Source organism: Pantanalinema rosaneae CENA516 (assembly GCF_050753385.1).
Lineage (GTDB): Bacteria > Cyanobacteriota > Cyanobacteriia > Leptolyngbyales > Leptolyngbyaceae > Pantanalinema > Pantanalinema rosaneae.
The window spans coordinates 24,660-39,215 of sequence record NZ_JBLZFZ010000065.1 but is presented as its reverse complement, the minus strand read 5'-3'; the positions used below and the strand labels follow the sequence as shown (position 1 = coordinate 39,215).

The following is a 14,556-nucleotide window of genomic DNA, read 5'->3' as shown; positions in this document are numbered from 1 at the left end:
AGATGTGTATAAGAGACAGGAGTGGGGAGTGGGGAGTGGAGGAAGATGGGGAAGAAATTGGGAGATTAGTGGCTGATCACTGGGGGAGGAGTGGGGTCTTTGGCGCGATCGAGCAAGGCTAACCACAACCGCCGGGGCCCATGATTGGCACTATAGAACAACAGATCAATCAGAAGTTTCAGTGCCAGTTGGGTCAAAATCTGTGGAGAGACATTGTCGCCATCGTCCATCCGCTCCTGGTAGAGATTATTAAAGCGATCGAGGTAATCACCCAATAGGGCGGCTTGGTGCGGTTCCCGGTTTTGTTCTGCCATTTGCTCTAATAACGCGATCGCCCGCCGAATTAATTCCTGGTCATGTTTTGCCAGGTGACAGCAGATCAGAACCAGGGCGCGAGCTTCCTCCACATCTAACTTTTTGCGTCCTCCCTGTCCCTTCCGCAGGGGACTGGACTGCCGTAGTCGCCACAGGGCAACCCGATCAGCCACCATTGATTCCAGGTTTAAATCCGTGGCAGCTTGGAGCATGGCTTCAGAGCCAATTCCAACCAGTGCCTCTAGGGAGAGCAACACTAGGTCGAGTTGCGCCTTAATATTGTCTAACTGGCTAGGATCGGGTTGTCTCAGGGGAGCCAGCGCTTCTAGGGAGACAGGAGCGGATGACATAGCAGTGGGAGGCATAACTTCAAGATAGGAAATAACGCCGATCGCGACTCGGTGGTTACGGGTCTTGAAACAAGACTAACGATTGGGCAGGGATGTTTCCTTCCACCCGAGGCAGGACAACGGAGCATAACTCAGGCAACTTTAGAATAGTAGAAGCAGGGAACTAAATGCAAAGCTAAAGGTGGCACTACCTAATGGAACCGTGAGATTATCAATGCCGTACTTGGAGAAGGCTTCTAGCCCGGTGGCTAAGAGGGCAACCCCAGCAGAAATCACCCAAACCTGCCAAAGGTTGCCGTAAACACTGACCAGGATCAGGTTGCTGACCAGATAGCTAACCATCCCCATTGCCAGCGATCCTTCCCAGCTTTTTTGCATCCCCCATAATTTATAGGGATGGCGACCAAACCGTTGTCCGACTAAAGCGGCTAACCCATCGCCCCAGGTCATGACTAAAATCCCCAAAGCCGCATGGTACGGTTGTTGAATTGACCAGAACCAGGCAACCAGGATGCCAATACTAACGGCATAGAAGAAAGTGCCCAAACTTTGCCGACCCACTCCATTGATGCTAGGTAAAATCGGAAACCGGTAGGACAGAAAGGCGATCGCGCTAAAAAAGATCGAGGCACTAATTCCGACCCACATAGGAATTTGCAGCCACCAGGCAATCAGAATCACATTGCCCACCCCAATGTGGACGACCTTACGCACCACCTCTGGATTTGCCAACTTGGTACGATGTAACACCTCGGCGATCCCACCGACTAGCCCCAGCCAACCAGCCGCGATCGCAAGCTGGAGCCAGAGCGAGGACGTTACAGCAGCAAACCAGGATGGCAGAGGCATTAGGGCAAAGAATGCAGCGATCGGAAGGTCATCTCTTCACTGTAGTGGATTTTGTTCCGGATTCAGAATCAGGGAAACTTTCGTATACTTTTCTCAATTACATATTCTTTGGATAAAAAAATGACAATCCAATTACCCTCGATTCAATTCTTTGATGGCGTACCGGAAAATCTGGATGATGTCAGCCTGCGTCGCAACCGCTCTACGGGGATCCGCTCGGTCTTAATGACATTTAAACATCTGAATTCGATTAGCCAGTTTAATAGCTTTCGGTATCGCTTCTCTGGCTGCATGAAATTGATCGATGATGAGGGGGAGATTAGCGTTGAACCTGCATCGGTCAAGTTTTACTTTAAGGGCGATGATGGGGATGATTTCGATCGCCTGGAATGTCGGTTTGACCTCGATCGCGATGACCACTGGGAACGCTTTCTTCGGTTTATGAACCGCTATGCTGAGGCAAACGGCATGGAGTATGGTGAGCATCCCCAACCGCCAGTCTCATAACGCCGAACGTCAACGTAAATTAATGATAAGGTGACTGATCAGTGGCGGAGTAATTTGGGTTTTTCGCTCCTGCCAGACTATTGCTCACCGATACTAACGATTGACGGATGAAAATAGCGATTACTGGGGCAACGGGATTTGTCGGCAGCCGTTTAATCGAACGCTTGCAGGCAGACGGACATCAAGTATTAGCCTTGACCCGGAATGTGGAGCAGGCGAGGCAACAGTTTCCACCATCTGACTTTCCGAATCTCGAGATTGTGGCATATACCCCGATGGAATCCGGTGACTGGCAACAGGTGATTTCTGGGTGTGATGGGGTGGTCAATTTAGCGGGTGAACCGATCGCCGAAAGTCGGTGGACTCCTGCCCATAAGCAAGTCATTCTAGAAAGTCGGCAGTTAGGAACGCGCCGCATTGTGGAAGCGATCGCCCAGGCGAACCCCAAACCGTCTGTATTCGTTAGCGCCTCTGCGATCGGCTATTACGGCACCAGTGAAACCGCGACATTTGATGAAACGAGTGCCCCTGGGGATGACTTTTTGGCGGAGGTTTGCCAGGCCTGGGAAGCGGAGGCGGAGCAGGTCAAACAGTCTGGTGTGCGGTTAGTGATTGTCCGGATTGGGATTGTATTGGGGATGGGGGGAGCGATCGCCAAAATGCTGCCACCGTTCAAGTTATTTGCGGGCGGACCGATCGGGTCGGGTAAACAATGGTTTTCCTGGATTCATCGCGAGGATCTGGTGAATTTAATCATGTATGCCCTGATGCGTTCAGAGCTAGAAGGAACGTTTAATGCAACGGCACCAAATCCGGTTCGCATGACAGAATTGTCTACCACATTGGGACAAGTATTGAACCGCCCATCCTGGTTGCCTGTCCCATCGTTTGCCTTAGAGGCACTCCTGGGGGATGGCGCTAGAGTGGTGTTAGAGGGACAACAGGTATTACCGAAACGAACGCAGGCAACTGGCTTTGAATACCAGTACCCTACCTTGAAACCGGCATTGACGGAGTTTTTACCCTAGTCATTCTGCTATCTACAAAATTTCCCTGTACCAGTGATGCACTGATGCAGGGAAAACACTACGTACTTGGAATGGAAACCTGGCTCTGAAATAGCTGCTCTGGCAGAATGTCGGACTCCTGGCAATACGGAATCCGGTTCTGCCAGATTGGTCTGAGGTGGACTAGGGAATCGCCCTTACAGGTAATCGCAGAGGGTAGTCTCTGCTACCGTTCTCTAGGTGCGATCGTCAGCGTTTATGCAGCAGTTAAAAAATCATGCCAATCGGATTTATGACGGGCTACTTGGGACAGGGTGAGTGGTGGAGGAAATTTGAGGGCTCAAAGCGGTGACTGGCGGTTGATTGATCGGCAATTCAACCATAAAGGTGGTGCCGCCTCCGGGAGCCGAACAACAGAAAATGCGACCATGATGGGTTTCGGTGATGATCTGATGCGAAATTGATAACCCTAACCCGGTGCCTACCCCCATAGGCTTCGTTGTGAAAAAGGGTTCAAATAAGCGCTGTTGCACTTCCAGGGAAATTCCTGGCCCATTATCGGAAATGCTAACGGCAATGCGATTGCTGTTAATCCGTTGGGTGATGATCACAATCTGGGGTTGTTGATGGGACTCCTGTTCTAACAGGGCATCGATCGCATTACTTAACAGATTCATGAACACCTGATTCAGTTGGTTAATATGACATTCGATCGGAGGGAGATCGGCAAACTCCCTGACAATCTCAATCCTGGGTTTGTAGCGGTGTTGTAGTAACAGGAGCGTATTGTCAATGCCGGTATGCAGATCGGAAAAGTCCATTTCCTGTTGATCCAGACGATAGAAGTTGCGTAACGTCAGGACTAATTCCCGGATGCGATCGGCTCCTAACTTCATGGAATTGACGATGCGGGGTAAGTCTTCCAGCGTAAACTCCAGATCGATGTTGGCTAAGACCGATTGGATCGCGGGATGTTGGTCGGCTCCACTACCCTGATATGCCTGAAGTAGCCCTAAAATATCTCGCACATGTTCTTCCACATAGGGCAAATTACCATAAATAAAATTAATTGGATTATTGATCTCGTGCGAAATTCCCGACAGCATCTGTCCTAAAATCGCCATCTTTTCCATCTGCACCATTTGCTGATGAATACGTTGGGCTTCGGCCAGCATTTGGGAAAGATGTCGCCCCTGTTGCTCAATTTCCTCAGTCTGTTGATTCACTTTTTGCTGAAGCGTGGCATGGGATTGTTCCAGGTGGTTAATCCAGTGAATTGCTTTGCCTAATGCCTCCGTTTGAGGAGCAATGACCAGTTCAGTCAGGAGCGCGAGGTAAGAAACTGCCATGCTAGTCCGGGAATCGATCGTGAGAGGAAATGTGCAAACAGGAACAACGTCAAGATAGCTACTCAGTAATTACAGGGTTAAGGCTGACATTTCAGCAACAACTGCTGTGTGACCTCAATGAATTTAATTTCTAGGCTAAGACAAATTGGACACTTCGCTGTGGAAAGTTGGGGGAATACCTCAGCCAAAGCGAGTCAGCCACTTGGCAGCTATCCCTGTAACTGTAATAATGAAAAGAAAATGAAAACCTGACTTGGAGCCTGGATTGTCTGTGAATCCTTATTCATCTGCCCCCAGCCAGCCACCCTTATACCTTGAACGTACCCCAATCGTACCGTTGTCCCATCATGGAGACAGAGGCGGCGAACCAGTAGTTGCTAAAAGCTTTTTGGTAGAGGAAAAGGAGCTTGTGCCGCCGATCGCTGACCCAACCCCAATCTCGCCTGCCTCTCAACCCACTCGCTCCATCTGGACGATTTTCACCTCTACATTTATTACAATTTTTCTAGCGGAATTAGGCGACAAAACTCAGGTTTCCACCTTATTAATGAGTGCCGAGTTTCACCAGCCCTGGGTCGTGTTTGCAGGGGCGGCAACAGCGTTAATTACCACTAGCTTACTAGGAGTTTTAATCGGACGTTGGCTGGCTACCCGGTTATCGCCGAAAACATTAGATACTGCCGCAGGTATCATCCTGGCTCTGTTGTCGGTTGGGTTGCTATGGGATGTGTTGAGGATGTAAGGGGGACTGTACAGACATGGATTGGCACCTGTTAGGGCTGAGTTTTATTACCGTATTTCTGTCCGAATTAGGAGATAAGAGCCAACTCGCGGCGATCGCCCTCAGTGGTGGTTCCCGTTCTCCCCGGGCGGTATTTTTTGGGGCGGCGACTGCTTTATTAGTGGCAAGTTTCCTGGGCGTAATGGTGGGAGAGGGCACAGCCCAATTACTCCCTGCCAAGGTGGTCAAAATTATTGCCGCGATCGGGTTTGCCGTGATGGCAATTCGTTTACTGTTGCCGAAAGCCGAATCACCGGAAGAACCTACCTAACACGGATGATTGCTTCTCCAAGTTTAATCTCTGGCATTCAGACTTTAGCGTTCTAGAATAGAACGGTAGGCTGAATGTAAAGAATTATGGCTGCCAACGTTGAGATTTATACCTGGACGACCTGCCCGTTTTGTATTCGGGCAAAAGCCTTGCTCGATCGCAAAGGGGTGGATTACACCGAATACTGTTTGGATGGTGATGAATTAGGGCGGGCGAAGATGGCTCAACGGGCGAATGGTCGCCGATCGCTGCCGCAGATTTTTATTAACGATCAGCATATTGGGGGCTGTGATGATCTCCATGCTCTGAATGCTCAGGGTAAACTCGATCCTCTCTTAGCCAGCTAACCGGAGACCTGCGATCGTGAAATTTACCTTTATTATTGACCCGATCCAACGACTGGATCCGGGGCATGACACTAGCGTTGCCTTAATGGAAGCGGCACAGGAGTTGGGGCATGAAGTCTGGATCACTCAAGCCAATCAATTGGGTGTGGTGCAGGGTCGGGCGACAGCCCTGTTGCAAGCTGTAGAACTGATTCCAGTGCAACTGGTGGATGGTTTGTGGGTAGCGGCAAATCCCTGGTTTAGACTGGGCGATAGTACGATCGGCTATCTGGATGAGATGGATGCCGTGTTTATGCGTACCGATCCCCCGGTGACGACTCCCTATCTCTATGCGACGTATGTGCTGGATTATATTGATCCGACCAAAACCTTAGTGGTCAACTCACCTCGGGGGATTCGGGCAGCGAATGAAAAAATGTATGGTTTGCAATTTACCGAAGCTATGCCGGAAACGATCGTCAGCCAGAATAAGCAAGTGATCCGGCAGTTTGTGGAGCAGAAAGGGGCTGCCGTGATGAAGCCTCTGGGCGGTAAGGCAGGCGAAGGCATTCTATTTCTAGAACCGGGCGATCGCAATATCAATTCCATGATTGAGATCAGTACCCAACAGGGGCAAGTACCCGTCATGGTGCAAACCTATTTGCCTGCTGCCAAAGATGGGGATAAACGGATTATTCTGTTGAATGGCACACCGATCGGGGCAGTGAATCGGATTCCGACCGGGAACGAATTTCGCGGCAATATGGCGGTCGGGGGTCGGGTCGCCCAGGTAAATATTACCGATCGTGAACGGGAGATCTGTACCCAACTGGCTCCAGTGCTGCAACGGGATGGGTTGATCTTTGTGGGAATTGATGTGATCGGGGGGTATCTGACGGAGGTAAATGTCACCAGTCCGACGGGAGTGCGAGAGATCGATCGCCTGGAGGGCACTCGCTTAGGGCAACAGGTGATTGACTGGATTGGGCAACACCGTACCGAACGGCTGGAAGCGGCGGCGATCGGTGGTCTGTAAAGCGATCATGAACCTTCATGAAGTTTCGCCGAAATTCCTCTGAGATCCGGTGAGGTTTTATTCAGCCCCCAAACAGATAGAAGAGAGACAGCAACAAGCCCCCCTTGCTACTATCTCTCTTGCTCATCGCATGAACGGAGTTACACAACCCACTGCATTTAAACTAACTGTTGCGCTTTGAGATTAGGTAAAGTTCCCATGAACTCATGGTGAGCAATTGATAAGGGTTCTCTGTCATGCTCAAGAAACACGTCAGATGGATAGATTCCGTACCTGGCGTGTTTTTTGTATGGATGTCATCATTCACGCACTCAAGCTTGAGCATCAGGGTCGGTATGGAGGCAGTGTCAGGTAGCCGCCAGCCCCAGGTTTGATGGTGGTTTGAGGTTGGTAAGTGGCTGGAGTGAGATCCCCTAGCTGATTGGGTATTCTCAGAGAATAATAATTTTGAGCTTTTGGAACTATCGATTTACCCTATGGCACTAACAGCAAGCGCGAGCCTTCACCTTTTGCCTGACATTCAGGGTTATGCCATCGTTGAGCCACTGTATACAGGTTCTCGGACAGTTGTTTATCGAGCGATAGAGCAGTCGAGCCAGCGTCCAGTCATTATTAAGCTCCTGCACCGAGACTACCCAACTTTTAATGAGTTATTGCAGTTCCGCAACCAATATACGATCGCTAAAAATCTCAATATTCCAGGAATTGTCTGTCCCTACAGTTTGGCATCCTACGGTAACAGCTATGCCTTAGTTATGGAAGACTTTGGTGGGGTATCTCTCCAGCATTATGCCCAGGGACAACCCCTAGCTGTAGAGGAGGTTCTGGCGATCGCCCAGCAGTTAGTCATCACCTTACATGAGTTGCACGAAAACTGCGTGATTCATAAGGATATTAAGCCTGCCAATATTTTGATTCATCCGGTGACCAAACAGGTGAAACTGATTGACTTCAGCATCGCTTCGCTCTTACCTAAGGAAACGCTGGAAATCCGCAATCCGAGCGGACTGGAGGGCACCCTTGCCTATCTGTCTCCAGAACAAACGGGACGGATGAATCGGGGGATTGATTACCGGACTGATTTCTATGCGCTGGGGGTGACGCTGTTTGAATTACTGACGGGGCAATTGCCGTTCTCATCTGCTGACCCGATGGAATTGGTGCATTGCCATCTTGCCAAAACCCCTCCCCAGGTTCATGATCTGGTGCCAGAGATGCCGGTGGTGCTATCAGAGATGGTGGGTAAACTGATGGCAAAGAATGCGGAAGATCGCTATCAGAGCGCCCTGGGATTACAGCATGATTTGCACACCTGTCTGACGCAATGGCAGGCAACCGGCAAGATTGCTACCTTTACGATCGCTACCTGTGATATCAGCGATCGGTTTTTGATTCCTGAAACCCTGTATGGACGAGCGACAGAAGTTCAAACCTTGCTAGCTGCCTGCGATCGAGTGGCGCATGGCAAATCGGAACTCATGCTGGTCGCAGGCTTCTCTGGCATTGGTAAAACCGCCGTCGTGAATGAAGTTCACAAACCAATCACGCGGCAACGAGGTTACTTTATCAAAGGTAAGTTTGACCAATTCAACCGGAATCTGCCGCTCTCTGCTTTTGTGCAGGCTTTTCGTGATCTGATTAGACAGTTACTGGCAGAATCAGATACCCAATTGCAACGCTGGAAAACCAAAATTTTAGCGGTGCTGGGGGACAATGGTCAGGTAGTGATTGATGTCATTCCTGATCTGGAGTTAATTATTGGTAAACAGTCTGCTGTACCAGAACTTTCGGGTAGTGCTGCTCAGAACCGATTTAATTTACTATTTCAACGGTTTATTCAGGTTTTTACTCAAAAAGAACATCCTTTAGTCATTTTCCTGGATGATTTGCAATGGGCAGATTTAGCCTCGCTCCAGCTATTACAACTGCTGATGCAGGATAATGGACATTTACTGATTTTAGGCGCTTATCGTGACAATGAAGTTTCATCTACGCATCCCCTGATGTTAGCGGTTGATGAGATGCAGGCAAACAACATTGTCATTAATACGATTACCCTGGCTCCCCTGACGGAAGCTACCGTGAATCAACTGGTTGCCGATACATTGAATTGTCCGGCTCATCTGGCGCAACCCCTGACCCAACTGATCTACCCAAAAACGCAAGGTAATCCCTTGTTCATCACCCAATTTCTGAAGGCGTTGCATGAGGAGGGGGGAATTCAACTCAATCCAACGCTGGGCTATTGGCAGTGTGAGATGATGTCAGCCCGACAGCTCGCCCTGACGGACGATATTGTGGAGTTCATGGCCGCGCAATTGCAAAAACTTCCTGAAGTGACCCAAACGGTGTTGAAATTAGCCGCCTGTATTGGGAATCAATTTGATTTGACCACCCTCGCGATCGTGTCAGAACAATCGCAGGCAGAAGCCGCTTCAGCCCTCTGGTGTGCCGTCCAGGAAGGCTTAATTCTGCCAATTACCGATGCCTATAAGTTCTTCCAGTTGCCAGCCTCAGATATCCCGATCGATCAGCAGTGTTTGTCCTACAAGTTCTTGCACGATCGGGTGCAGCAGGCTGCCTATTCTCTGATTGCCGAAACCCAGAAACAAGTCACTCATTTACAAATTGGTCGATTGCTGTGGCAAAATTCGTCCGCCGCCGAGCCATCAGACCGCTTGTTTGAACTGGTGAATCAGTTAAATTATGGGGTTGCCCTGATCACGGAGGCTACTGAACGGCAGCAACTTGCCCATCTGAATTGGCTGGCAGGGCAAAAAGCCAAGGAAGCCACGGCCTATAGTGCTGCCCTGGGGTATTTCAATCAAGGGATGCAGTTACTGACCGCTAGCGGGTCAGCGGAGGCAGATAACCTACTGTACAACTTGTATTATGCCGCTACTGAAACCGCCTGTCTCAACCATGATTTTGAGCAGATGGATGCTCTGATGCCATTGGTGGTGCAACAAGCGAGTGATTTACTGGAGCGAGTCAAAGTTTATGAAATTAAGCTTCAGGCCTATCAAGCCCAGGGACAGCAACTTAACGCGATCGCCCTCGGACGGGAGATTCTGCACCAACTGGGGGTTGATTTGCCGGAAACTGTAACCCCGGCTGAGATGCGCCAAGCGGTAGAATCTACGCTTTCATCTCTACCCACGGCTCAAATTGCGGATTTAGCGCATTTACCGAGCATGAGTGATCCACAAGCTCAGGTGGCGCTGAAGATTATGATCAGCATTGTGCCCTCGGTTCATCAAGCGGCTCCCGAACTGTTTCCGATTCTGGCGTGTGCAGAGGTGAATCTATCGTTGAAGTACGGCAATTCGCCACTGTCAGCCCCAGGGTATGCTGATTTTGGTATTGTTGTGAATACCGTATTGCATCGTCTGGATGCAGGCTACCAGTTTGGGCAACTGGCATTAAACATCGTCGAAAAATTTGCCGCGAAGTCGGTGCAAAGCATGACGGCGATGAAGGTTGCTGCCTTTAATCAATACAATCAGCAACCTATTCAGAGCGCGATCGATCTGTTAAAGCAAGCCTATCGTATTGGCTTAGAAACAGGGGATGTCGTGCATATATTCACCTCAACTTTTTTCCGGTTGCTCTACACCTTTTTGAGTGGCACAGAAAACCTAGCCGAACTGTATGAAGAGATTGAGGGCTATCAAGCTGATTTTGTCACTATTCAGCATTTCCTAACCTGGTCGAGGATTCTGAAGCAGACGATCGAGAATTTGATTGTCCCAACTCCGCATCCCACCTGTTTAAAGGGGACTGCCTGTGATGAAGCTGAACTGTTACCTGATTTGCTGCAAAACAATGATCAACTGACTCTTCATATTCTGTGCCTCAATCAGCTGATTCTCAGTTATTTGTTTGATGATCTGGCAACGGCGATCGTCCAAGCAGATCAGTGTCGCCAATATCTCAATGGTGGTGCAGGCATGTTGTCTGTGCCAGTGTTTAATTACTATGATGCCTTAGCTCGATTAGCGATCTACCCGACCTGCGAAACGGCACATCAGGCTGATCTACTGCGACAGGTGGAGCAAAATCAGGCAGTTTTACGCGATCGGGCACAGTCCGCACCGATGAATTTTCAGCATCAAGCTGATCTGGTGGCAGCAGAATACCATCGTCTATTAGGGCATACATCTCAGGCAATTGATTTGTACGATCGAGCGATCGCCCAGGCTCGTGAACATGGGTTTATGCAGGATGCTGCCCTGGCCAATGAACTTGCTGCCAAATTCTATCTGGCTTGGGGCAAAGAGAAGGTGGCGGCGGGATATATGCAAGAAGCCTACTATGGCTATACTCAGTGGGGTGCTAAAGCCAAAACTGATGCCCTAACTTATCACTACCCTTACCTACTGCGCCCAATTCTGCAAGCAGCTACACAACCCCTAAAAATTCTCGAAACATTAGTCACAGTAGCAGCACCGAGTCTATCAATCCACCACTCCACCGGGCAAAGTACTTCTTCGAGTACAGGCGTTAACGCTGCCTTAGACATTGCCACTATCCTGAAAGCCTCTCAAACGCTGTCTAGCACCATTCAACTGGATGAACTTCTCCATCAACTGACTCAGGTGATCTTGCAAAACTCGGGGGGTGAGCGTTGTGCTTTAATTCTTCCCCATGCTGATCAGGAGTGGCAGGTGGTCGCCATTGCCACTACTACAGCGACAGAACTGTGTGCGGAGCCTCTGGAAGGTAATCCCAATTTGCCCGTGAAGCTGATTCAGTATGTCAAAAATACCCGCGAAGTGGTCGTAATTAATGACCTGAATACAGAGTTTCCGGTGATTGACGAGTATCTACGTCAGCGTCAACCCAGGAGCCTACTCTGTTTGCCCATTCTGAATCGGGGACAGTTAATTGGCATTCTTTATTTAAAGAATCAAGCGACCAGTGGGGTATTTACGCCCGATCGCATTCTGATTCTCAATTTCCTTTGCACCCAGGCTGCCATTTCGCTAGAAAATGCTCGGCTCTATCAAAAAGCCCAGGATCATACGCAGCAATTAGAACAGACTTTACAACATGTGCGACAAATTCAACTACAACTGGTACAGAATGAAAAAATGGCATCCTTAGGGAATCTAGTCGCTGGGGTCGCCCACGAAATTAACAACCCGATCGGCTTTTTGAATGGCAGTATTGGTAATGCCAAAGACTATGTGCAAGACCTGCTGCATCATTTGGAACTGTATCAACAACACTATCCCCAGGTCGCTGACCCCATTGCCGATCATGGGGCAGACATCGATCTAGAGTTCCTCTGTGAGGATTTACCAAAACTACTCAACTCTATGACCGGAGCCACCGATCGCATTAAGTCCATTAGCACCAGCCTGCGGACTTTCTCTCGTGCTGATACGGAACATAAGGTGAAGGCGAACCTGCATGAGGGGATTGATAGCGCTCTCCTGATTCTGAAATATCGGCTGAAAGCAAATGAATACCGTCCTGAAATTGCGGTAGTTAAGAACTATGGTGAATTACCCCTGATTGAGTGCTTCCCCGGACAGCTTAACCAGGTGTTTATGAATATTCTGGCGAATGCGATCGATGTGTTTGATGAAGCGGCTCAACAGATGTCCTTTCAAGCTCTAGAGGCTCAACCCCAACAAATCACAGTGCAGACTACGGTACTTGCTGCCCAAAATGCGGTCGAAATTCGGATGCGGGATAATGGTCACGGCATGACCGACGCTGTCAAAGCCCGGATTTTTGATCACCTATTCACCACAAAGGGGGTAGGCAAGGGGACGGGATTGGGACTGGCGATCGCCCGTCAAATTGTGACTGAAACTCACCTGGGTAGCCTGGAGGTTGAATCGGCAGTAGGACAGGGGACTGAATTCTATGTTCGCCTGCCGATCGCATCCTAAACGACCCATTTGCCTGGAACCATGCCCACCCCAGCCTGCTGTGTGAACTGGAAGCAATCCGGTGAATTAGTTCTGGGAGTCGGGGGGAGTGAAAAATTGGCTACTGAGGCAAAGCGATTGATGGGGAGTCCCAACCGCTAATCCTGCCTGGGCCATCACTGGTTTGAGTCGCCGCCGAAACTCACGACCAACCGCCCATTGTTGCAAAGGTTGGGTTTTAATCCAAACTCGAATTAACATTCCGGCATGATCAATCTTATCAATGCCTAAGACCTCGGGCGGTTCCAGGATTTTGTGATGCCATGCGCGATCGTGGTACATCTCCTCTGCTAATTGTTTCAGCACATCCAGAGCTTGATCGGGATCGGAGTTGACTGAAACATCGATCGTGAGATCCACCCGTGACCAATCTTTGGACAGGTTTTGCACAATACTAATCTGACTATTGGGAATGGTGATTAAGCGTCCTTCATTATCTCGTAGTTGGGTAATGCGGAGATTCATATTCTCGACTAAACCGCCGATATCCCCTACGGCAATTACATCGCCAACGGCATATTGATCTTCAAATAAAATCAAGAACCCATTAATCACATCTTTGATAAAATTTTGTGAGGCAAACGAAATTGCTAAACCGATGATCCCTGCCCCCGCTAACAACGGTACTAGATTTACGCCTAACACCGCTAGTCCTGTGAGCGTACCAGTACCGATTAATAGAATGGTAGTCGCACTCTTGGCAACCCGTGACACGGTGGAAATCCTTAATGCTAACCGTTGTGGCTTTCGGGGCATAGATAGCTGTTCTTTCTCGAATACACCAAATAGTCGATCGATTAGCGTGTCACTCAGGCGAATTAACACATAAACCCCTAAACCAATGGCGATCACTTTCAGGGGAGTGGATAATGCTACTGTTTGTAACCATCGCGTATAGGGAAAAAGGCCCAGAGTTGTAAAGGTTCCCCCACTCCAAATACCAACTTGCACAATTTGCAGCACTCGCCGTTTGACATCATGGAGCGAGTATTGTTGTTGCTGCTGTAATTGCATCATATGTTGAGCGCTGGCAGCACGATCGGCATCGGCATCAAGGATAGATGTTGACACGTCCGGTGACTGGGGTTGCAAGTGCTTTTGCTGATTGCGTACTCGACGTTGCACTAAGACGATCGCGCCGCTTGTGGTCAACATTGCCGCTAACACACCTACGGCTATCAATCCCCGTTCCGTCAAAAACTCTGGCTGGCGTTCTTGTCTGGCTCGTAACAAGGCATTCTGGATGGTGACCGTCAGTTGATTGGCCAGGCGTTCGGGATCACTGCCATGAATTTGGGCATCCAGGGTGGTCACGGTCATCAGGTATTGATCGTTGACAGAAATTACGGGCAACCGACTATCTGAATCAATGCTGTAACGCACATCTAAGTTTTCTGGCTCAAAATCGGCTTGGACGATGCGGTTGAGGGTTGCCTCAATGCTTTGTAATCGTTGATTAATTGGTCTGGGGCTATCTGCCAGATCTTGACCATCGACTAAGGCTGGAGCCGTAATGGCAAAGAGGCGATAACCATCTAAGCTGACCTGGGCGGTAGAAATTTGATTATTACCCGCCGCCTGTAGCGTTTGTTTTAACGGGGTTAAATTCAGACCGGGTAAATTAGGCTGTTGTCCCTGACCGGGCAGGGTTGTGATCGGTAGTAAGCAAACCGCGATCGCGCCAACTCCAGCCTGAATCAGCCGTGACCAGCGACAGGATGATCCCGTTGGTTGCCGAGTATAGGTCGCCAAAAGCATCATGAGTCATTATTCAGCGTCACTTCGCCTCCAGGTTATACCAAGAGTATTAAGAAGTGTGTACG

11 protein-coding genes are annotated in these 14,556 nt (G+C 49.4%); 7 read left to right on the top strand and 4 right to left on the bottom strand.

What is annotated here, in order from left to right; genetic code table 11:
• Window positions 1-65: 65 nt before the first annotated feature.
• Together ACN4EK_RS26880 and ACN4EK_RS26875 are read right to left on the bottom strand one after the other, a co-directional pair.
• Window positions 66-665 carry a DUF3038 domain-containing protein gene (locus tag ACN4EK_RS26880; RefSeq protein WP_431661380.1) on the bottom strand — a complete coding sequence of 200 codons (600 nt, stop codon included), beginning with the start codon at window positions 663-665 and terminating at the stop codon, window positions 66-68.
• 141 nt (window positions 666-806) lie between these two features.
• Window positions 807-1,514, bottom strand: a complete 708-nt coding sequence (locus ACN4EK_RS26875; RefSeq protein WP_431661379.1) for a diacylglycerol/polyprenol kinase family protein — start codon at window positions 1,512-1,514, stop codon at window positions 807-809.
• A gap of 120 nt (window positions 1,515-1,634) precedes the next feature.
• Between ACN4EK_RS26875 and psb28 the strand changes: the two genes are divergently transcribed.
• Together psb28 and thyD are read left to right on the top strand one after the other, a co-directional pair.
• A complete protein-coding gene (gene psb28 / locus ACN4EK_RS26870; RefSeq protein WP_431661378.1) occupies window positions 1,635-2,021 on the top strand; it encodes a photosystem II reaction center protein Psb28 in 387 nt (128 codons plus the stop codon).
• A gap of 107 nt (window positions 2,022-2,128) precedes the next feature.
• Window positions 2,129-3,049: a thylakoid membrane protein ThyD gene (gene thyD, locus ACN4EK_RS26865; protein WP_431661377.1), complete on the top strand. Its 921-nt coding sequence runs from the start codon at window positions 2,129-2,131 to the stop codon at window positions 3,047-3,049.
• A gap of 269 nt (window positions 3,050-3,318) precedes the next feature.
• Here thyD and ACN4EK_RS26860 read toward each other — a convergent pair whose 3' ends face one another.
• On the bottom strand, window positions 3,319-4,377 hold the full coding sequence (locus ACN4EK_RS26860) for a sensor histidine kinase (protein WP_431661376.1): 1,059 nt from the start codon (window positions 4,375-4,377) through the stop codon (window positions 3,319-3,321).
• 271 nt (window positions 4,378-4,648) lie between these two features.
• Here ACN4EK_RS26860 and ACN4EK_RS26855 point away from each other — a divergent pair, with 271 nt between their 5' ends.
• The 5 genes from ACN4EK_RS26855 (at window position 4,649) to ACN4EK_RS26835 (ending at window position 12,694) form a co-directional block, all read left to right on the top strand.
• Window positions 4,649-5,119 (top strand): TMEM165/GDT1 family protein, encoded by a 471-nt coding sequence (locus ACN4EK_RS26855; RefSeq protein ID WP_431661375.1) that lies wholly within the window; start codon window positions 4,649-4,651, stop codon window positions 5,117-5,119.
• 16 nt (window positions 5,120-5,135) lie between these two features.
• Window positions 5,136-5,429, top strand: coding sequence for a TMEM165/GDT1 family protein (locus ACN4EK_RS26850; RefSeq protein ID WP_431661374.1), 294 nt, complete (start codon window positions 5,136-5,138; stop codon window positions 5,427-5,429).
• Between the two features lie 86 nt (window positions 5,430-5,515).
• Entirely contained in the window at window positions 5,516-5,776 is a 261-nt protein-coding gene (gene grxC / locus ACN4EK_RS26845; protein WP_431661373.1) for a glutaredoxin 3, read from the top strand.
• Window positions 5,777-5,792: 16 nt separating this feature from the next.
• Window positions 5,793-6,791, top strand: coding sequence for a glutathione synthase (gene gshB, locus ACN4EK_RS26840; RefSeq protein ID WP_431661372.1), 999 nt, complete (start codon window positions 5,793-5,795; stop codon window positions 6,789-6,791).
• 509 nt (window positions 6,792-7,300) lie between these two features.
• The gene (locus ACN4EK_RS26835; RefSeq protein WP_431661371.1) at window positions 7,301-12,694 is read left to right on the top strand and encodes a trifunctional serine/threonine-protein kinase/ATP-binding protein/sensor histidine kinase; all 5,394 of its coding nucleotides are present in this window, start codon (window positions 7,301-7,303) and stop codon (window positions 12,692-12,694) included.
• 66 nt (window positions 12,695-12,760) lie between these two features.
• Here the strand turns inward: ACN4EK_RS26835 and ACN4EK_RS26830 are convergent, their stop codons facing one another.
• The gene (locus ACN4EK_RS26830) at window positions 12,761-14,494 is read right to left on the bottom strand and encodes a mechanosensitive ion channel family protein (protein WP_431661370.1); all 1,734 of its coding nucleotides are present in this window, start codon (window positions 14,492-14,494) and stop codon (window positions 12,761-12,763) included.
• Window positions 14,495-14,556 lie beyond the last annotated feature (62 nt).